This window comes from Streptococcus parasanguinis (genome assembly GCF_001069785.1).
Lineage (GTDB): Bacteria > Bacillota > Bacilli > Lactobacillales > Streptococcaceae > Streptococcus > Streptococcus parasanguinis_T.
The window spans coordinates 1-20,504 of the sequence record NZ_JVSR01000093.1 but is presented as its reverse complement, the minus strand read 5'-3'; the positions used below and the strand labels follow the sequence as shown (position 1 = coordinate 20,504).

At 43.2% G+C, this 20,504-nt stretch carries 13 protein-coding genes; 5 read left to right on the top strand and 8 right to left on the bottom strand.

The window, feature by feature from the left end:
- Positions 1–531 precede the first annotated feature (531 nt).
- Both ADG03_RS08470 and ADG03_RS08465 read right to left on the bottom strand, forming a co-directional pair.
- Entirely contained in the window at positions 532–5,931 is a 5,400-nt protein-coding gene (locus ADG03_RS08470; protein WP_049471873.1) for a Cna B-type domain-containing protein, read from the bottom strand.
- A 302-nt stretch (positions 5,932–6,233) separates the two neighbouring features.
- Positions 6,234–7,289, bottom strand: coding sequence for an acyltransferase family protein (locus ADG03_RS08465; protein WP_049471874.1), 1,056 nt, complete (start codon positions 7,287–7,289; stop codon positions 6,234–6,236).
- Between the two features lie 118 nt (positions 7,290–7,407).
- Between ADG03_RS08465 and pabB the strand changes: the two genes are divergently transcribed.
- From pabB to ADG03_RS08445, 4 genes are all read left to right on the top strand, one after another.
- On the top strand, positions 7,408–9,135 hold the full coding sequence (gene pabB, locus ADG03_RS08460) for an aminodeoxychorismate synthase component I (protein ID WP_049471875.1): 1,728 nt from the start codon (positions 7,408–7,410) through the stop codon (positions 9,133–9,135).
- Positions 9,135–9,749 (top strand): alpha/beta fold hydrolase, encoded by a 615-nt coding sequence (locus ADG03_RS08455; RefSeq protein ID WP_003008726.1) that lies wholly within the window; start codon positions 9,135–9,137, stop codon positions 9,747–9,749. The genes pabB and ADG03_RS08455 overlap by 1 nt, the downstream gene beginning before the upstream one ends.
- A gap of 395 nt (positions 9,750–10,144) precedes the next feature.
- Positions 10,145–11,053, top strand: coding sequence for an ABC transporter ATP-binding protein (locus tag ADG03_RS08450; RefSeq protein WP_049471876.1), 909 nt, complete (start codon positions 10,145–10,147; stop codon positions 11,051–11,053).
- A 57-nt stretch (positions 11,054–11,110) separates the two neighbouring features.
- On the top strand, positions 11,111–11,863 hold the full coding sequence (locus tag ADG03_RS08445) for an ABC transporter permease (protein WP_049471877.1): 753 nt from the start codon (positions 11,111–11,113) through the stop codon (positions 11,861–11,863).
- A gap of 20 nt (positions 11,864–11,883) precedes the next feature.
- On the opposite strand, the gene ADG03_RS08440 is transcribed toward ADG03_RS08445, so the two are convergent.
- Positions 11,884–12,771 carry a sensor histidine kinase gene (locus ADG03_RS08440; RefSeq protein WP_049471878.1) on the bottom strand — a complete coding sequence of 296 codons (888 nt, stop codon included), beginning with the start codon at positions 12,769–12,771 and terminating at the stop codon, positions 11,884–11,886.
- Positions 12,771–13,460: a response regulator transcription factor gene (locus ADG03_RS08435; protein ID WP_037615952.1), complete on the bottom strand. Its 690-nt coding sequence runs from the start codon at positions 13,458–13,460 to the stop codon at positions 12,771–12,773. Before ADG03_RS08435 ends, ADG03_RS08440 begins: the two co-directional genes overlap by 1 nt.
- A 203-nt stretch (positions 13,461–13,663) precedes the next feature.
- On the opposite strand from ADG03_RS08435, the gene ADG03_RS08430 reads away from it, so the two are divergent.
- Complete coding sequence (locus tag ADG03_RS08430) at positions 13,664–14,197, top strand: hypothetical protein (protein ID WP_023919090.1); 534 nt, start codon at positions 13,664–13,666, stop codon at positions 14,195–14,197.
- A 114-nt stretch (positions 14,198–14,311) separates the two neighbouring features.
- Here ADG03_RS08430 and ADG03_RS08425 read toward each other — a convergent pair whose 3' ends face one another.
- The 4 genes from ADG03_RS08425 to ADG03_RS08410 form a co-directional block, all read right to left on the bottom strand.
- On the bottom strand, positions 14,312–15,751 hold the full coding sequence (locus ADG03_RS08425; protein WP_049471879.1) for a 6-phospho-beta-glucosidase: 1,440 nt from the start codon (positions 15,749–15,751) through the stop codon (positions 14,312–14,314).
- 200 nt (positions 15,752–15,951) lie between these two features.
- Complete coding sequence (locus ADG03_RS08420) at positions 15,952–16,299, bottom strand: VOC family protein (protein ID WP_049471880.1); 348 nt, start codon at positions 16,297–16,299, stop codon at positions 15,952–15,954.
- 58 nt (positions 16,300–16,357) lie between these two features.
- Positions 16,358–18,133: a pyruvate oxidase gene (spxB, locus tag ADG03_RS08415; protein WP_049471881.1), complete on the bottom strand. Its 1,776-nt coding sequence runs from the start codon at positions 18,131–18,133 to the stop codon at positions 16,358–16,360.
- A 349-nt stretch (positions 18,134–18,482) separates the two neighbouring features.
- Positions 18,483–20,504 (bottom strand): heavy metal translocating P-type ATPase (locus ADG03_RS08410; RefSeq protein WP_049520980.1); only part of this gene is annotated, 2,022 nt, incomplete at its 5' end.

Here is a 20,504-nt window from a genome sequence, read left to right as displayed (position 1 = left end):
ATTTGAACCGCTTCTCCTTTCACAGATCCCTTAGTCGACATCAGGGATTTTCTTGAAAATGATTGTTCAACAGTTCACGACTAATCATACTCCGATTTTCATAGAAGTCAAGAATTTTCTGAATTTTTTTTGAAAACGTTCGGGAATTGAAAAATAGAGCAAGCGCCCATGAGAACGATCGCTAGACAATTATAAGAGGCCACTATAAAAAAACAAACACCATTTCTGGTGTTTGTTGTGAACAGAGAAAAACTGTTCTTTTATATAAATCTAATAACTTCTATAAAGTTTTATTTATTAGTATTATTCGACCATCTTCTGAAACTTTCCTCTGTGAGAAAAGTGCTAGAAACAATAATGTTTCTAGCACTCGGAATTATTGAGACCTTAGGCTCAATAATTAGTCATGGAACTTCTTCGAAGTTCGCTGACGTCCGCACTCACCTATGGAAAGTTTCTAAGATGACTTTGTCTTTAATATGAACAAACACCATCTCTGGTGTTTGTTCATATTATAAAGGAAGCACTAGCTTATTTTTTCTTTTTCTTCAAAATATAAGCTGCAATGCTTGCCAAGAAAAAGGCTAAAACTAGGCTAATAATAGAGATGGTCGTACCCGTATTTGGTAAGAATCCTAAGATCTTGCCTGGTTTCTTCGGCTCTGGTTGGCTTGGTTTTTTAGGTTCAGGTTGACCCGGTTTCTTTGGTTCAGATGAACTTGGAGGAGTTGGTTGTTTTGGAGTTTCTTTTGGAACATGCTTGTTAGTAATCACAACATTTCCTTTACCATCCTCGTCGTTACGAGCTTCATAGCCCTTTGGAACACTGACTTCTCTCACTGTATAAGTGATGGTGTTTCCATTTGCTTTTTCATCTAAATCTGCAAAGGTATGGGTCCACTTGTTTTCAGCTGACAATTCTACTTCTTGACCGACTTTTTGATCATTGGCATAGAGTTGAACGCGAATACTCTTCGGACGAATTCCATCCTTGTCATTCTCATCATCCCACTTCTTAGTGACCGTGACGCTTGTCTTACCAGGTGCATGGGTATTGGTAATGGTATAAGCAGCCTGATCAATTGTAGTCGTATATTCAGCTACCTTCTCTTCTTGAAGAGTATAGACGATTTCTTTTCCATCCTTGAATTTTGGTAGACCTGTGAAACTTTCTTTCCAATCTGTCGCATTCGTGAGTTCTTTTTGAGCAACTTTTTCACCATTGGCAAGAAGATTCACAACGATACTTGCTGGACGAAGACCATCTTGATTGTCTTGGTCATTCCAAATCTTGGTCACTGGAATATCGATCACCGCTGGCGTATGCGTATTGGTCAAGATCGTATGAGCAGCGTCAGAGGTATCGGCAGTGACTTGGTAGCCTTCAGGAACAGAGACTTCTTCCACACGGTAGCTGATAGCTTGACCAGCTTTCTTTTCAGCTAATTTGCTAAAGGTATGAGTCCATTGATTGTCCGCTGACAATTCAACTGGGTCTCCTACTTTTTCATCCCCAGCATAGAGTTGAACCTTAATGGATTTTGGACGAAGACCATCTTGGTTGTTGGCATCTTCCCATTTCTTAGTGACTTTCATCTCTGTAAGAGCTGGTTCATGCGTGTTGGTCAAGACAACATTAGCCTTGTCCTTATCATTTACCGTTACTTTGTAACCATCTGGGACAGTTACTTCTTTGACTGTATATGCAATTGCTTTTCCAGCTGCCTTGGCATCAAGGTTTTCAAATGCACCTTTCCAGTCATTCGCGGCTGAAAGTTCTAATACTTGGTCTGTTGGAAGGCCATCTTTGTACAATTGAACTTGAATGCTGGCTGGACGGAGACCATCTTGGTCGTCTCCATCTTCCCATTTCTTGCTCACTTCTACTTTGGTCTTTTCTGGTTCGTGCGTGTTGGTCACGACTACTTGACCTGGGTTCGTAGCTTCGAAGGCTTGTGTGTAGCCTTCTGGAACATCGATTTCTTTTACTGTATAGTTGATAACTTGGCCAGCTTTCTTCTCGTCTAGGTTTGAGAAGGTATGAGTCCATTTATTATCTGCTGACAATTCAACCGCCTTACCAACCTTTTGATCACCAGCATACAATTGAACCTTGATTGTTTTTGGACGAAGGCCATCTTGGTTATTGGCATCCTTCCAGTTTTTCGTAACAGTAAGGCTTGTCTTACCTGGTTTGTAAGTATTGGTAATCGTAGTTCCATCAATCTTAGTTGTGTAATTGTCCACTTTGTCTTCTGTCACTGTGTAGACAACTTTTTGACCATCTTTATAGACTGGCAGGTCTGTGAAGGTATGAGTCCATTCATCTCCTTCACCAGTCAGGTCAAGTGCTTGCACCTCTGTTCCATTTGCCAAGAGGTGAACTTTGATGGTAGATGGGCGAAGACCATCTTGGTTTTGAGCATCATCCCAGACTTTCTTGACTGTTACCGTCGTGGTCTCAGGAGTGCGCTTGTTGGTGATGGTGGCTTTTCCATCTGTGAAGCTGGCTTCTTCTGTATCGACCGTATAATGAGTCGGAACTTTCACTTCTTTAACAGTGTAGGTATTGAGCTTGCCGTCACTGTCTTTATCTGGAAGATTCGTAAAGTGAGCTTTCCAGTCTGTTGCGGCTGAAACCGTGACTGGTTTCCCTTGAGCTTTGCCATTCTTATAGAGTTGGAATTCCACACTTGCTGGGCGAAGCCCTTCTTGGTTGTCTTGGTCATCCCAAACTTTTGAAGCTTCAAGATCGAGATACTTGATATCTGCTTCATTAGCGATCTCAACTGGGACTGCTTTTGATCCGACTGATTTTCCATCCACCGTGACGTGGTAGATTTGTTTGTCCGCATCATAGGTGACAACCACAGCATGTTCTGTTTCATCCAACTTGTAGTTTTCAGGTGCTTTGGTTTCTTTGAGCGTATAGGTTCCTTCTGTTAAGGTGTTAAAGGAAAGTTCCCCTTTTTTATCAGAAGTTTCCGTCGCAACAACCGCGCCATTTGCATCAGTTAAGGTAAATTCAGCACCTTCAAGAACTTTCTTAGGATCATCCTTGTCCACCTTCTTGACGTGGAAAGCAGCCGAGAAGATTTGTGCAGTTACGGTATTAGACTCACGATTTCCTTCATGACCTTTCGCCTTGTAACCAAACTGGTTATGGGCTTGAACAAGACCAGAACGACCGCCGTTATCTTCATTATCTTTGGTGCGTTTTTGCATCAAAGCCTTGACTTCATCAGTCAATTCACTTGGATTTACAACTGGGACACCAAAGCTTGCTTCGCCACGCGCAGGAATCGTAGCACCAGCATTTGCAACTAACTTGATTCCTGTTACTTGACTGTAATCAGCCACAGCTGTCGTCCAGATATCCTTGTCAGCAGCTTGCGCCATGGTATCTGTCGTAACGCCTGTATCAGTTGTATAGTAGACCGTCCATCCTTCTGGAGCTGTCACTGGTCCACGAAGGCTGACCGTGTATTCTGTCATCCGACCAGATCCGTCTAGTGTGTTAACGTCTTTTACTTTTGGTAGGACATCATAGACGACTCCGTCTTCTACTGCCTTATCCGTATTATTTTTAATGGTGAGTTTGTAGTTAAAGGTTTCACCTGGTTTGAAGGTACGTGTCACAATCGAAGCGTCTGACAGGTCATCATTTTTAGCGATATATTTGCGTGCATAGATTCCTTCAGCAGCAACAATCGTATAGTTTGATTGGGCATATGGAATCTTATCTGTTGTTAAACCATTTCCGTTCAGATCATACACATCTTCCGTGACCCGATCAGGGTTGGCATTTTCAAGATCGTGGATCCCATTTCCAGCGACATAAACTTTATTGGTGAAGGTCCCACCATCGTCTTTCCCTTTCAGATCGGCCACGATAAATGGTAAACGCACGCGATTAAGATCTTGAAGAGAAGCTTTAATAAACTCTTTTTGATCCAAATGCATGATGAGAGCTGTCCGTCCAGAATTGTGGTAGTTTTCAATGACATCGTAGCTCTTTAAGAATTTCATCCCTTTTTCATTAGAGGCAAGGTTTCTCTCAAAATCTTTATAGTCGACTTTAAGGGTATTTGGATCATAAAGATCAATGATTCGCAGGTCTCCATAATCCTTATCAGGATCCAAGACCACTTTCGTTGCCATCAAACCAAAACGAATATTTTGTCCATCAGTATAACGAACATCATTGTAATCCGTCGTTTTTGAAATCTCAAAGCTTTCCTTCAAAGGAATCAGCTTAAAGGTCCAATCTGATGTTTGGTCTTTAGCAATATTTGATTGTGTTTGATAAGTGACACGACCTGTATTCTTGAATTCATTCTTGGTCGCATCATTTTCATCGTAACGAGTCTTTTCTGGATCTTTGAAGCTTGTATAGGTATTGAGGCGAATTCCTTGACCAGATTTTAGGACAAAATCATCCTTCATTTCCATCCGCCAACCGACAACGGTTCCATACTTGGTTAAGTCGATAAAACCATTGCCGTCTTTATCGGTTTCTGGCTGAACTTCTTTTTGACTACCATCTTCTAAAGTAAGGATGATGCGTTTCACATATTTGCTAATATACTCACCAATACCGTAATTTCCTTGCATAAGACGAGCGTAATCAATCTTGGTGAATTTTAACCGAGAGTCCACTGTCTCATCATAGAAAACAAAATTCTTTTGTGTCGAAGGAGTTTTATTATCAAAAGCGATGATCCATTTATAGTTTGCTGCTTTATATTCAGTTGAATCATAGACATCACCATCTGCTTTTTTGGCAAAACTCCCAGCCCCTTCCAGGTCACGAGAGGTCAAGCGGAAAATAAGAGAATCTTCAGCTGTAATATCCGGTTCTCCCTCTCCACGATTGGCAGGAATTCCCACAATACTTCCTGAGTTTGTCAAATCCTTACTAAGGACGTCTTTGAGAGTCTGGTCCTTTTCCAAAACTAAATCAGGAAACTTCAAGTAAAGGTAACTTGTATTCTTGATTTTTGCCATGAATTCTTGGTGATAAGCTGCTGGATTACCGTTTGCATCTGCTGTAAACGTCTTAGAAACGGTGCCATCTCCATTATCTACCCAGCCTTCAGACTTAGCTGTATCTAAAACTGCTGTCCGGGTATTGCCATTTTTATCTGTATAGGTTGGCAACTTATCGGTAAGCGTTACTGATTCTAATTGACGATATTGTCCCCCATACTGTCCTTGCATTCCCTCCAATTGAAATGCAAATGGAACAGATGATGGGGTTTCAATATAATTTTTTCCGTCAGCCCCTTTGACAACACCAGGCATGGCTTCCGCATAGTCCTTGGACATGGCTTCGTTCAAGTTTTGGTTGATATACTTGGTTAAGCGATAGTCATTGTACTTGGGTTTCCAAATGATATCATTGAGTTTTGCTTCTTGACCATTGATATTCAAGGTACCCGTAATATCCAATGAATAATTGGTCGGTGCATAACCGACTTTAAATTTTCCAATAAATGGTAAAGTCAGGACCTCTGACTTTTGGTAATTGTTAAAGTGAAGTGTGACTTGATAATCATCTCCAACTTTTGTAACCGTTGGTTTGTCATGCTCTGAAGCACTATTGAAGTCAGGGAAACTAACTTCTCGTAAGTACTTTCCAGGAACCTTCAAGGTCACCGTTACTTCATTAATATCCGTTGTCAAATTCTTAGGGGTGATCTGGATATAACCAGACATGGTATCCCCTGTGTAATAGGACATCCCATCTGGATGGTTCTGTTTATCCCCATACATAAGGGTAACATCCAAGGCCCCATTATCCCCGACTGCTAGCTCATTGGCAAAGGCTGTGATCGCCCCTTGACCAAGCTGGCCTAGCATCATGAAAATTGTTAAAATGGCAAAACCTTTTTTCAAAAAGTCTTTCCATAATGAACGAAGCTTTTTCATGTCTTATCTCCTTTACTTTTGTTAGCCTTACAAAAGGCCCTCCCTTTAATTTTATCACTTATTTTTTAAAATATCCTTTGCTTTTCAAATTAAATCATCACTATTCAATAATATAGACATTATTTGCAATGATGTCTATATTATAAATCACTATCTGGTACTGATTTCCCCTTTCTTCTATCCAAGGGCAAGAAAATAAAACATTTATAAACAAGGAGGAGCAGTCTGCCAATTCTTATTCTTCCTTGATTTTCTTCATACAAAAAAACTCAAACACATCTGCTTGAGTTTTGTACACCCTACTATTGGTTGATTATTTTATCTAACTCTTCACCATTTGAAGGAATCTTTTGTTTTTCCCTTCTCTCTCGTACCCACAGCATAGCTAGTCCAAAAAGGTGACTACCAAACAAGGCAGTCACAAAAATCAGCTTGCCCCTGTCTGGATAAGAGAGAGGGAGGCTGCTAAAGCCATAGCGAGCCCACTCGATAAAGATCGGATGCGAAAAGTAAAGAGCTATACTCATTTGCTTTAAATACTGTAAATTATAGCTTTTCAAAAAGGACGATCGCAGGCAGGCATTGACAAAATAAACGGTCACAAAAGGAAGAAGAAAGAAAAAGTTCTTATCAATTCCTTCGTGTTGAAAAATAATGATCCCTTCTAGACAGAGCAATCCAAAGGCAAGAGCTAGCTTTTGCCAACGGTGAATTCTAAAAGTTTGTGCATGAAAATGGTCATACAGATAATAACCCATATAAATAAAAATGGGCGTGTAAAAGAGACCATTTCGCGCTGTAAAAAATAAATTGCTGTAGAGCTGGTAACCTTTGAGAAGACTTGTGGTGTCCAGATAAGCCGAATAGGTCTCGATCAAGCCCCAGCAGTAAAGAAGAAAGGTGATCACCCCCGTCCAAACCATACCTAGGTGTTTGACCAATTGATTGACCAAAAACAAACCCAGCAAAAAGGCTGGGATATACCAGAGTTGGTAGCACATCCCCAGATAGATCAGTGCAATGAGAACACCTGCTGGAAAAAGATAGATAGGAAGATGGAGACTAGAGAAAAAGAGCCAGGCATAAGGAAGGTAAACAAAACTCCAAAACAAATAGGTTTTTACGATTTTGGCCAGATAGGTCTTCATTTTCTTAGAATTCCCTAGTGATTGCTTGAGGAAAAAGCTGGCACAGACGATAAAAAATGGCACTGCTAGCCGGCCAAGCATACTCTTGAGACCAAAATGCAGTGGCTCATAAGAGGTCAAGCGACCACTATGCACCAAAATCACTGCAATCGCAAAGAGGTATTGAAAAAAGCTGATACTAGAGGTGTTATAGAGGGGATTCTTTTGCATAGTCCTACTCCTTGCCCAAAGCAGTTTCTATGGTTATTTTAGCATGAAAGGGAAGGCCAAGCAAGGAATCTTACATCCTTATCTACCTTTTTTCCTCTATTTTTGATATACTCAAAGCATGCATAAACAAACCATTATTGATTTTAAAGAGCTTGGATTGCGACACCTTTTCACCAAGCCCATAAAGGAATTAAAAACTAGAAACCTCGACCAGGTAGAGGCTCTTCTTAGAGAAGTCGAAGCATACCAGGAGCAAGGCTTTTATGCGGTTGGCTATGTCAGCTATGAGGCTGCTCCTGCTTTTGAGAAGAAGTTTGCTGTCCATCCAGCACCTCTTATGGGAGAGTATCTCCTCTATTTTACTATCCACGAGGAGGTCGAAACCCTTCCTTTCCCAGAGCACTATGAAGCTGTGGATCTTCCAGCCAATTGGAAGGAAGAGGTAGAGGCACCTGCTTATCAAGAAGCCATCGAGACCATCCATCACCATATCCGCCAGGGAGATACCTACCAGGTCAACTACACCGTCCAGCTTTCTCAAGAGCTAAAGTCTGACCCTTTGGCTATCTACAACCGCTTAGTGGTTGAGCAAAAGGCCCATTACAATGCCTTCATCCAGCACGATGATGTCTCCATCCTCTCCATCAGTCCTGAGCTCTTTTTTGAGCAAGACGACCGACTACTGACCACGCGCCCTATGAAGGGAACGACGGGCCGTGGTCTCACTAACCAAGCAGATCTTCAAGAAGCTGCTTGGCTAGAAGCCGATCCAAAAAATCGAGCAGAAAACATGATGATCGTGGATCTCCTCCGCAATGACATGAACCGGATTTCGGAGATTGGAAGTGAGCAGGTGACCCGTCTTTGCCAAGTCGAGCAATACTCCACCGTTTGGCAGATGACCTCGACTATTGAAAGCCGCTTGCGACCCGAAGTCGATCTGGTCCAAGCCTTCCAAGCCCTCTTCCCTTGTGGATCGATCACAGGCGCACCGAAGATTTCTACTATGGAAATCATCCAAAATACAGAGCTTGCTCCTCGTGGAGTCTACTGTGGTACGATCGGCATCCTTCTTCCAAAAGGGAAACGGATTTTTAATGTAGCCATCCGGACCCTTCAAATGCAAGGAAATCAAGCCATCTATGGCGTAGGAGGAGGCATAACTTGGGACAGTAAGTGGGAAAGTGAATACCAGGAAACCAAGCAAAAATCGGCTGTTCTTTACCGGCAAGAGCCTCGCTTTGAGCTCCTAACGACTGGCCACATCCACCAAGGAGAGTTGACTTTCCTGGAGCAACACCTAACCCGTTTGAGAGAGGCTAGTCGCTACTTTGCCTATCCTTATGATGAGCAAAAACTCCTGAAAGAACTTCAAGAAGAGCTTGCTCATTTGGAGTCCAACCTTGACTATCGTTGTCGGATTGCCTTGCAAAAAAACGGTACCTTCCACCTAGTAATCACGGAGCTGACAGACTTGCCCGCTAGCTATCTACAGGCCCAACTGACCGAGCAAAAGCTTGATTTAGCGACGCCATTTACTTATTTCAAAACGAGTCAGAGAGACCATCTCAGCCAGTCAGATCACGAGCAAATTTTCCATCTGCCAGATGGAACCTTACTAGAGACGACGATTGGCAATCTGGTGCTGGAGATAGAGGGACAACTCTATACCCCACCAGCTCACCTCCCCTTACTCGATGGCATTTATCGGCGCCATCTTCTTGAGACCCAGCAGGTGGAAGAAAAACTCTTAACTCTGAACGATTTAACAGACGCTGATCGTATTTATGCCTGCAATGCTCTTCGTGGTCTCTACGAACTCAATTTTCAAAGAAAGGATTCCTGATGAAACTTATTTTTTTACATGGACTAGGGCAGGATGTCCTCTCTTGGCAAGGAGTCCAATTTGCACTTTCACCCTTGCACTCCAAAACTTTTGATATTTTCTCCCATCCAAAAGAAAGCTATCAGGAAGTCAAAGAAAGGTTGATGGAGCGCCTCCAGCAAGAAAGCGAACCCTTTATTCTGGTAGGACTCTCACTAGGTGGCGTGCTCGCTCTTGATCTCTCCAGACAAGACTTCCCGCAACTCAAGGGCTTGGTCCTTGCAGGAACACAATACAAACTCAACACCAATCCCCTCTATCGGCTCCAGATTCTCCTTTTTCGTCTACTTCCCAAGCATGTCTTTGAAAAACAAGATGCCAATAAACAACAGATGCTTCAAATCTTGACGGAATTAAAAGGGCTCAATTTAACCGATACCGTTAAAGTTTGCCCTCTTCCTAGCTTGGTGATTTGTGGTAGCAAAGATTGGGCCAATCAATCTTCTTCTAAAAAATTGGCCAAGCTCCTGCCAAAAGGCCGCTATCAAGAAATCGCAGACGGAGGTCATCTACTCAATACCGAGAAACCCTATGAACTCGCGCAAGCCATCAAGGAGTTTGTCGCTGGGTTTTAAAATGAAGAGGCTAACTTTTAGAACAGTTGCTCTTAATATATATAAAGTCATTTTTAAAACTTTCCTTAGGTGAGGACGGACGTCAGCGAACTTCAAAGAAGTTCCATGACTTAGTTTTGGACCTAAGGTTCCAAAACTCCCGAGTGCTAGAAACATGATCGTTTCTAGCACTTTTCTCACAGCGGAAAGTTTTAATATATTTTGGATTGAATTTCAACATTAGAAATTCTTTTTATTTCTTTGTAGAGTCACCTATTCAACATTTTTATTTTATAAGAAGTCTTTACCGCAATTTTTTAGAAATATTTGAGAATTGCTTGATAGTTATTTGAAAAGCAAGCTGTATACTAAGAGTGTAAAGAAAACAACTAGTCATTTGGACGAAGGAGAAAACCATGGAAAAAGTATTAGAAATTTCCCATTTGAGTAAAAAGTTCGGTCAACAATACGCCTTAAATGATGTGAATCTCACCATTCGCAAAGGCGACGTCTACGGACTCATCGGTAAGAACGGGGCTGGGAAAACCACCCTCATCAAGGTCATCACCCAACTAATTCAGGAAACTGACGGAAGCGTCTCTCTCTTTGCTTCTACAAATCGCTCCCAGTGGACCCAAGCCTTGAAACGGGTTGGATCTGTCATTGAAAGTCCCGTGGCTCACAAGCATATGACCGCCTATCAAAACCTGGTCTACTATTGCAAGGCTCGCCATATTCCCAATCCCGACCAGGTCATCAAAGAAACCTTGAACTATGTTGGCCTGAATAATACGGGTAAGAAGAAATTCCGTGATTTTTCACTCGGGATGAAACAACGGTTGGGAATTGCGATTGCTCTCATTGCTAAGCCAGATTTCCTTATTCTGGACGAACCCATCAATGGCCTTGATCCAGTCGGAATCAAGGAATTCCGTCAGATGATCAAACGCCTCAATGATGAACTCGGCATGACCATCCTCATTTCCAGTCACATCCTCTCCGAACTCTATCTGGTTGCCAATCGCTTTGGCATTGTCGACCAAGGACGCCTGATCAAAGAAATTAGCAAGGCTGAATTCGAAGAACAAGGAGAAGACTACATCATCCTCAAGACAAGTCAGCTAGCCCTTGCGAGTCAACTGATCCAGGATCAACTCCATCACCGCATCAAGGTCATCGATAAGGATGGAGAAATCCATATCTTCGGACAGACTCACGATATTAAAGTCATTGTCAAAGCCCTCGTTCAAGCCGATATTGACGTGGACGAAATCTACTATGCCCGCCAAGATCTGGAAAAATTCTTTACGGACTTGGTAGACTAGTCCAATCACCGTCTTCCTCTATTACCTATCCCACATATTTCATTTAGGAGATTTATCATGTTGCATACCATTCAAGCAGATTTTTACAGACTTTTTCGCTCCAAAGGTTTTTGGATTACAGAAGCCATTCTCGTTCTCAACATCCTGTCTGGAGTCATCTTTGGAGCTACTGGCCACGTCGGCGTCAATACGGAATCCAAATTGCCCCAAGCGACCGAAGTTTGGACAGGCTTTAAAGCTTTGACCAACTACTCTTCCAGCATCAGTGTGACTATCCTCTTTACCATTATTGTCATCACCTTGGTCCTGGGAACAGACTTAACGCAAAACTTATACAAGAATAGTCTGGCCTATGGCGTTTCGCGCACCAGTTACTACTTTGCCAAAAGCGCCGTTGTTCTGACCATTGCTCTCTTCCAATTTCTTGTTTCTTATGGTCTCGTCTTCTTGATCGCGACGCTCTACAATGGACTTGGCACCATGCCAGAGCACTTCCTTGCTCATTTTGGACTGACCGTGCTGATTCAGTTCCTTTCCACCCTGGCTTGGGTCAGCATCATTTCCTTCCTTCTTTATGCCAGCCAATCCATCACCTTGGCCTTCGTTGGCTACTTCATTGGAAATATCTTCTTAAGCCTTCCGGCGCTCTTCTTTAAAGATATTGATCTTCTCCACTATCTAAATTTGGAATTCCAATATTCCATGGTCCAAAGTACGATAGCAACAACCAACACCCTCTCGATTGCTCTTGGATTCATCCTTGTTTTCGGCTTCCTAGGACTGGCTACTTTTAAACACAAAGATTTATAACAAAAAGACTTGAGCAGTGCTCAAGCCTTTTTTCTTAGTGTAATGGTCAAGATAAACCAGTCTGCCTCCGTTGCCAGTTGCAAGTCCCCGCCTAAGATCTCTACAAAATTTTGAATGATATAGAGACCCAAGCCAGATGACTCTTCTGTATCCGAGAGATTTTCAGAGTAGAATCGACTAGCCAATTGGTCTAAGTGCTGGATCGGTTGTTGCACAATATTGCGCAGCTCGACTCGAATCGTGTCCGCGTCTGAGGTCAAGGTCAAACGGGCCTGCTCCTTTCCATGCTTGAGGACATTGCTGAGCATATTTTGCAAGAGGCGCTCCCAAAGCTCAGGATCAGTAGCATAATGGAGATGCTCTTCTAGCTCTACCTCTAAGGCAATCCCCGCCTCAGACAAGCTATCATAATACTGGAATAACTGCTGGGTTAGCACTTGGCTGAGATGAACGTCTGAAATCCGAGGCAGGATGGCTCCCTCCATCAAGCGTCTGTACTCCAAGAGAGATTCCAAGCGTTTGGAGACAACTTGAAGATTGGAAGCAATTTTCTTCAGCTTTTCCTCTTCTTGCGTCCCTCCTTTGATGATTTGTTGGGTATAGCCCGAAGCAATGGTCAAAGGCGTCCGGATATCGTGAGCAATATTACTGATGGCCATATCCAAGGTTTTCTTCTCTTGAAAGGCAATCCGATTGGTCCGCTCGATCTGTTCAAACAGATCACTGACCTGCTTGGTCAAGGCGACCAATTCTTTTTTTGAGACCTGAGAGGTCAACCGTACCCCACTCCCATTTTGGAGCTTCTTTTGAATTTGCTCCTGCAAATCTTTGAGGGCAGAGAGTAGGCGAAGGTAACCTAGTCCCAAGAGAAGGACAAGGACGACTAGAACTAGAACCAATCCCCACATTACTTGTCTCCTTTCAAGCGAACTCCCAAGCCCCAGACGGTTTCAATATAGTCCTCATCTGGATCGAGCTGAGCAATTTTCTTTCGGAGGTTGCTCAACTGGGCATTGAGCGTATTGTCTCCAGGCAGATAAACTTCTTCCCAGACTGCTTCATACAACTCTTCCTTGGTAAAAATCTTCTTTGGATGCGCCAGTAAGGTCTCAAAAATTTGAAATTCTTTTTTGCCCAAGCGAAGCGTCTGTTCTCCAGATTCCAGTTCAAAGGTTTCTGGGTTCAGGACCAGATTTTTAAAAGTCAGCTTTTTCGATGATGGAGGTTCCTGTGCCGGAGTGTTGTTATTTCTCAGCTGCACCGTTACCCGAGCTGCCACTTCGTCCAGATTAAAGGGCTTGACGATATAATCATTAGCACCTGCAAGGAGATACTGGCTAATGAGGTGTTTGTCTCCAAGAGCGGTCATCATGATGACTGGCACCTGACCCTGCAAACGGATCTCCTCCAGGACCTGATCCCCATTTTTCCCAGGAAGCATGATATCGAGAAGGACCAAATCAATGGCTTCTTGCTGGAAGACCCGCAGCCCTTCTGTACCTGAAAAAGCCTGAAGGACCTCATGTTCTTCACCTAAGAGACTGTATAAAATTTCTTGGATATCATTATTATCCTCGATTAATAAAACCCGTGCCACTTGCCTCACTCCTTTTTCCTTTGAACTCCAAATCATTTCTATTCCTCTAGCCTATCAAATAAAGGGACCTTCGTCAATGAAAATCTGATAAAATCCTATAGTACCCCTGCAAATCTGCATGTTAGGTCATCACAAGATGAACTTGACTATCCTTTCTTTCAAAGGGTATAATAGGACCAATGATAGAATAGGGAGAATCATCTATGAAAAATAACGCCAAAACTAAAATCAGCCTTGTATCCATCCTCGTCATCCTGGGCGTTGCTGCAAGAATGATGCGAGTCATCCACCGACAACAAATCAGGGAGCAAAACAAACAAACCATCCAAACGACTAAAAAGGTTGCAGAGTTTCAGAAAACACTAGACGAGGAAGAAACGAAGAAACGCAACGAAACCTTCAACAAGATTTATAATGAATCCCTTGTTCGGACAAAATTTGAGAACTGGCAAAAAGTCGATGAACTTCATGGTTTGGGACAAAGAACTGGACAATTTTATATCTATAACTTTGAAAAAAAAGAAGAGATTCTCTTAGAGAATACAGATCAAGCATTTGTTCTACCCATTCGAGACAAGAGCAATAACGTCACATTTGAGGCCATCTTTGCCCACAAGGACGGTCAGTGGCACATCATGAAGCCAGACGGAAGTTCGCAGTTGCAACTAGGAGCAGCCAACATTTCCGCTGAATCTAAGTTTGTCATCGAGAACAATGTCTTAGATTACGACCAGTAAATCCGTAAGGACTTGGCTAAACTACATACAAAAAGCTTAGGACCCCAGCTTGTGGTTGGGATTCTAAGCTTTTTAGTTTATAGGAGAGAGTTGGCCAGCAAGTACCGAAAACTTTTATTCAACAGAAGCTCCATTGGTCGCAATAACTTCTTTGTACCAATAGAAGGATTTCTTACGTGAGCGCTCCAAGCTTCCCTTGCCTTCATTGTCCCGGTCGACATAGATAAAACCGTAGCGCTTCTTCATTTCTCCAGTCCCGGCAGAGACCAGGTCAATACAACCCCAAGTCGTATAACCCCAGAGGACAACACCATCTTCATGGATGGCATCCCGCATGGCCTTGATGTGGGCAGCCAGGTAATCAATCCGGTAGTCATCCTCAATCTCCCCGGCTTCATTTGGGGTATCAACGGCGCCCAGTCCATTTTCTACGATAAACATAGGCTTTTGATAACGATCCCAGATGGTGTTGAGGGTAATGCGGAGACCAAGAGGGTCAATCTGCCAACCCCATTCCGAGCTTTCTAGGTAGGGGTTCTTCAGAGAGGCAAAGATATTGCCCGCTGTTTTCTCCCTTTCAGCTGGATCCCCAGAAGCGACCCGACTGGCATAGTAGGAGAAGGAAATAAAGTCCACCGTATGGTCTTTCAACAATTGCAGGTCCTGCTCCGTCATCTCGACCGTGATTCCCTGACGCTCCCACTCTTTCTTGGCATAGTTAGGGTATTCTCCACGCGCCTGCACATCGATGAAGAAATAGTTCTTGCGGTCTTCTTCTAGACCAGCCCAGACATCTCGTGGAGCACAGGTATGCGGATAGTTTTGCCCTGCTGCTAGCATACAGCCGACCTTATTGTTAGGGTCAATCTCATGGGCTAGCTTGGTAGCAATGGCTGAAGCGACCAACTCATGGTGAGCTGCCTGGTATTTAACTTGCTCCTCATTCTCCCCTTCTTCAAAGTAGAGACCCGCTCCCATAAAAGGCGCATGAAGGATCATATTGATTTCATTAAAGGTCAGCCAGTAGTTGACCAAGCCCTTATAGCGAGTGAAGAGGGTTCGGCAGAGACGTTCATAACATTCCAACATCTTGCGACTACGCCAGCCACCGTACTCTGTAATCAAATGCATGGGGCAGTCAAAGTGGGTAATGGTCACCAAGGGCTCAATGCCATACTTGTGGCACTCCTTAAAGAGGTCTTCATAGAACTGTAAACCCGCTTCATTTGGCTCCAATTCATCCCCTTGTGGGAAGATCCGAGACCAGGCAATGGACAAGCGATAGGTTTTAAAGCCCATTTCCCCAAAGAGGGCAATGTCTTCCTTGTAGCGATGGTACATATCAATGCCATCTTTAGCTGGGTAAAAATAGCCCTCTTCAAAGTCGAACATCTTTTTCTGACCCGTAATAATCGCATGACGATCAGGCCCAATTGGTACCACATCCACATTGGCCAAGCCACGGCCATCTTCATTATAAGCTCCCTCACACTGGTTAGCAGCCGTCGCTCCACCCCAAAGGAAACCATCTGGAAATTGAAGTTTGTCGGTCATCTCTCTACCTCACTTGATTTGATAGTTCTATTATACCCCTCTCTAACCCAAAAGTCTTACAAGATCCTAGGAAAAACCGAACCTATTCTAAGGCAACTATCGCTTTCATGCAACACAAAAAGACCGGATGACTCCGATCTTTTAATAGTTCATATTCTGTTTTAAGAATAATTATGGTTAACTTCAAATGACTAAGCATCCTATTTCATACGATAAAAATCAATGACTAGACCAGCAGGACCTTTAACTAATAAGGACTCTGTTCCCCAATCCGTTTCACAAGGACCGTGTAAAATCTCGACACCGATCTCTTTTAAACGTTGGTAATTCTGATTTACATCCTCAACCTCGATATGAAGAATGATTCCTGACTGAAAATCTTCCAAAGGAATCAAATGATTTTGGGATAACATTAGACAATGACTGCCAATCGTGAACTGAGCAAAACTATCATCAGCATAATCTGCCTTTTTATCCAAGATATGCTCCAAGTCAGCACAGACTTGGGGAACATTTGAAACGATGATATCTATTTGATTTAAATTCATTTACTATCTCCATAAAAAGACCGGATGACTCCGATCTTTTTAATTTCCGTGAGAGGAATTATTTAATTGCGCGTGATTGCAACCCTTCTTCTTCCAAGAAGAGGCGGAATGGTACAAGCTCTTCAGCTTCGTATTTTTCCTTGAAGGCTTTGATTGCTTCTTCTGAGTGTTGTTTTGGATCCAACTCAAGAACTTCCACTGGAAGTGGACGGTGTTGCGTGATGCGAGCATCGATGACAACTGTCTTACCTTCTTTGTTCAATTTAACAGCTTCTGCAACGACTGCGTCGATGTCTTCGATACGGTCAACTGTAAATCCAATAGCTCCTTGAGCTTCAGCGATTTTCGCATAGTCAGCATTAGGGAAGTCACAACCAAACAAGTGTTTGTTTGTGTCTTCGTATTTGTCCTTGATGAAGGCATATTTACCATTTGAGAAGACAACGTTGATAACTGGAAGGTCGTATTGAACGTTAGTGATCACGTCTGGGTAGCACATGTTGAATGCACCGTCACCCATGATGTTCCATACTTGGCGATCTGGATTGTCTTTCTTAGCAGCGATACCACCAGGAAGGGCAATACCCATTGTCGCAAAGAGTGGAGATGTACGCCACATGTTCTTAGGTGTCATGTGAAGGTGACGAGTAGATGTTTGAGTAGTATCACCTACGTCGATTGAATAGATAGCGTCTTGATCAGCATATTTGTTGATGGCATTGTAAACTTGATACAATTGCAATTCACCCTCAGTTTTACCTTCGAGTTTGTTCATGTAATCACGCCAGTTTTGGTTGTTCTTCACGTTAGCACGCCACCATGGAGTAGACTCAACTGGGTTTACTTTATCAAGGATCGCTTTAGCTGCTTGACCTGCATCACCAAGGATTGAAGCGTCAAGGGCATGGCGTTTACCAAGTTTGTAAGGGTCGATATCTACTTGGATGAATTTTTCAGTGTTCTTGAATGCTTCGTAAACTTCAGCAAATGGGAAGTTTGAACCAAGGAAAAGAACTGTGTCTGCTTCGAAGACAACTTCGTTGGCTGGTTTCCAACCAACACGGTAAGCAGAACCTGTCAAACCTTCGTAGTTCCATTCGAAAGCTTCAAAGTTTTTACCAGTTGTGATGATTGGTGCTTTGATTTTACGTGACAATTCAGTGATCACTTCACCAGCTTTAACACCACCGTAACCTGCGTAGATAACTGGGCGTTCCGCATTGTTCAAGATTTCAACAGCTTTGTCAATTTCAACTTCGTTCAAAGCAGGAGCGATGAATGAGCGCTCGTATGAACCTGAACCGTAGTATGAGTTTTCGTCGATTTCTTGGAAACCAAAGTTTACTGGAATTTCAACAACTGCTGGACCTTTTTTAGAAACGGCAGCACGGCAAGCTTCGTCAATCACTTTTGGCAATTGCTCTGCATAAGCTACACGTTTGTTGTAAACAGCGATACCGTTGTACATTGGGTTTTGGTTCAATTCTTGGAAGGCATCCATGTTCAATTCGTTAACTGGACGTGATCCAAGGATAGCAAGGAATGGAGTGTTATCCATAGCTGCATCGTAAACACCATTGATCAAGTGAGTCGCACCAGGTCCACCTGAACCAACTGCAACCCCGATAGAGCCACCAAATTTAGCTTGCATAACCGCTGCAAGAGCACCAGTTTCTTCGTGACGAACTTGCAAGAAACGGATATCTTTGTCTTCAGCCAAAGCGTCCATCAATGAGCTAAGTGTTCCAGATGGGATACCGTAGATCGTATCTACGCCCCATGTTTTCAATACATTAAGCATTGCTGCAGATGCAGTAATTTTTCCTTGAGTCATTCTAACTCTCCTTTAATTCTATTTTGATCCCTTAAAATGCAGCATAGCGCTTCTACTTCATCTTTGCGATCATCTCGCCTTGAAAATGAGTTTTTTCTGACTTTTCTCATGAAAACGATTTACAAAACGATTACAGTATTAATTTATCACAAAGAGATTCACATGTATAAGGATCTGCTCAGAGATGCTCAATCCCTATTCCATAACAGATGCTCTTTTTGAGAAATTTTCACAAACTATCCTACAATAGGGTATTTTACTATAATTTGATACCTCCTCTTTTCCCTCGTCGCTCTAGGTAAAAGAGAAAAAGAGTGATACAGAATTCTGTATCACTTCTTATTTTCATTTAATCAATTTTCGCAACATTGAGAAGCAGAGAGCTAATCAAAACAGACAAAGAACTAAGGGCCATGGCAAGACCTGCTAGTTCTGGATTGAGGGTCAATCCCAGTCCTACAAAGACTCCAGCAGCAATTGGAAGCCCAAGGAGATTGTAGATAGAGGCCCAGAAGAGATTGAGTAAAATCCTGCGGAAGGTCTTTTGACTCATGTCAAAGGCGCGCACAACGCCAAGCAAATCATTTTGCGTGAGCACGATGCCACCGGACTCGATCGCAATATCCGTTCCAGATCCCATAGCGATCCCCACATCCGCGATCGAGAGAGCTGGAGCATCATTGATCCCATCTCCAACAAACGCGACCTTGCTAGCTTCTTGCAGTTTTTGGATGGCGCTAGCTTTTTCTTGAGGAAGGACATCAGCAATGACGGTGTCAATTCCCACTTGCTTAGCAATAGCTTGGGCCACCCGTTCATTATCCCCCGTTAACATGACCGTTTTCAAGCCCCGTTCTTTGAGCTTTTTGATCGCTTCTTTTGAGCTGGCCTTCGGAGCATCTTGAATGGCAATCAAGCCAATCACTTGCCCATCCACAGACAAACTGATCACTGTTTTGGCCTGCTCTTGCAACTCTACCATCCGTTTTTCAAGCTCCGGATCCATCGCTGTCCCGTCATGAAGTTTGCCATTTCCCAAGGTCACCAACTGCTGGTCGATCTGACCTTGGACCCCTTTTCCTTCAATCGCTTGGAAGTTTTCCACAGGGGATAACACCAAACCTTTTTCTTCTGCTTGGGATAACACCGCTTGGGCTAGTGGATGTTCTGAAAAAGTTTCAAGACTAGCAGCCAGTGTCAAGACACGCGCTTCATCTCCTACAACATCGGTTACAAGTGGTTGACCAATAGTAATAGTCCCTGTCTTATCAAACACAACGGTTTGAATCTTTTGCACTTCTTGAAGAACTGTTCCATTTTTAATCAGAACCCCCATCTTGGCACTACGGCCGGTTCCGACCATCAGGGCTGTTGGGGTTGCTAAACCAAGGGCACAAGGACAGGCAATAATGAGGACAGAGACTGCATAGAGCATGGCCTCTTGAAGCGACGCGCCCAGAAGCACGGACCAAACCCAGAAAGTCGCAATGGCCAAAATCGTCACCACTGGAACAAAGATACCTGAAATCTTATCCGTCAAATCTTGAATAGGAGCACGACTGGATTGGGCCATTTTGACAAAGTCCACAATTTGAGATAAGAGGGTCTCACTACCGACTTTTTCAGCCTTAAAGAGAATGGTCCCATTGCTGTTGATAGTGGAGCCGATCACTGCATCACCAACTGATTTTTCCACAGGCAAGCTTTCACCTGTCACCATCGACTCATCAATGGTCGTACTTCCTTCTACAATCGTCCCATCAACTGCGATCTTTTCCCCAGGACGGACCCGAATCAAGTCACCAATTTGGATATCTTCTGCCGCCACCTCGACATAGTTCCCATCACGGAGAACTTGAGCCGTTTTTGCCTGCAAATCCAACAATTTTTCCACAGCCTCGGAGGCATTGTTACGCATCCGTTCTTCAAAGATTTGCCCTAAGAGGATAAAGAAGATGATAAAACCCGCAGCCTCAAAGTATACTGGCTGACCAGTAAAAAGGGCAAATACACTATAGACATAGGCTACCAGGGTTCCAAGAGCTACCAAGGTATCCATATTGGAATGGTGCTTCTTAAATGAGGCCCAGGCACTCTTGATAAAAGGAACTCCTGCTACCAACATGATCGGCGTTGTCGCTAGAAAGTTTCCCCAGCGATTGACTGGATGGGAGACAAATCCTGCCCACATCCCGATCATCAAGATTAATAAAGGAAGGGTAAAGATACTAGTAATCCAAAAGCGATCCCGTAAACTTAAGACACGACGGCGTTTTTCCACAACCGTGTAGGAACCCTTTTGCATCTTCATTCCACATGAAAACTCAAAGTCCCCTGTTTCTGTCGGGGTAAAGGATATCACCTTATCCAC

What these genes read in the sequence shown, in the direction of transcription:
- ADG03_RS08440 (WP_049471878.1), bottom strand. Translation starts at nt 12,771, where the DNA reads ATGTGGGGATTGGTTCTAGTTCTAGTCGTCCTTGTCCTTCTCTTGGGA.
- spxB (WP_049471881.1), bottom strand. Translation starts at nt 18,133, where the DNA reads ATGACTCAAGGAAAAATTACTGCATCTGCAGCAATGCTTAATGTATTG.
- ADG03_RS08420 (WP_049471880.1), bottom strand. Translation starts at nt 16,299, where the DNA reads ATGAATTTAAATCAAATAGATATCATCGTTTCAAATGTTCCCCAAGTC.
- ADG03_RS08445 (WP_049471877.1), top strand. Translation starts at nt 11,111, where the DNA reads ATGTTGCATACCATTCAAGCAGATTTTTACAGACTTTTTCGCTCCAAA.
- ADG03_RS08450 (WP_049471876.1), top strand. Translation starts at nt 10,145, where the DNA reads ATGGAAAAAGTATTAGAAATTTCCCATTTGAGTAAAAAGTTCGGTCAA.
- ADG03_RS08465 (WP_049471874.1), bottom strand. Translation starts at nt 7,289, where the DNA reads ATGCAAAAGAATCCCCTCTATAACACCTCTAGTATCAGCTTTTTTCAA.
- ADG03_RS08470 (WP_049471873.1), bottom strand. Translation starts at nt 5,931, where the DNA reads ATGAAAAAGCTTCGTTCATTATGGAAAGACTTTTTGAAAAAAGGTTTT.
- ADG03_RS08425 (WP_049471879.1), bottom strand. Translation starts at nt 15,751, where the DNA reads ATGACCGACAAACTTCAATTTCCAGATGGTTTCCTTTGGGGTGGAGCG.
- ADG03_RS08455 (WP_003008726.1), top strand. Translation starts at nt 9,135, where the DNA reads ATGAAACTTATTTTTTTACATGGACTAGGGCAGGATGTCCTCTCTTGG.
- pabB (WP_049471875.1), top strand. Translation starts at nt 7,408, where the DNA reads ATGCATAAACAAACCATTATTGATTTTAAAGAGCTTGGATTGCGACAC.
- ADG03_RS08430 (WP_023919090.1), top strand. Translation starts at nt 13,664, where the DNA reads ATGAAAAATAACGCCAAAACTAAAATCAGCCTTGTATCCATCCTCGTC.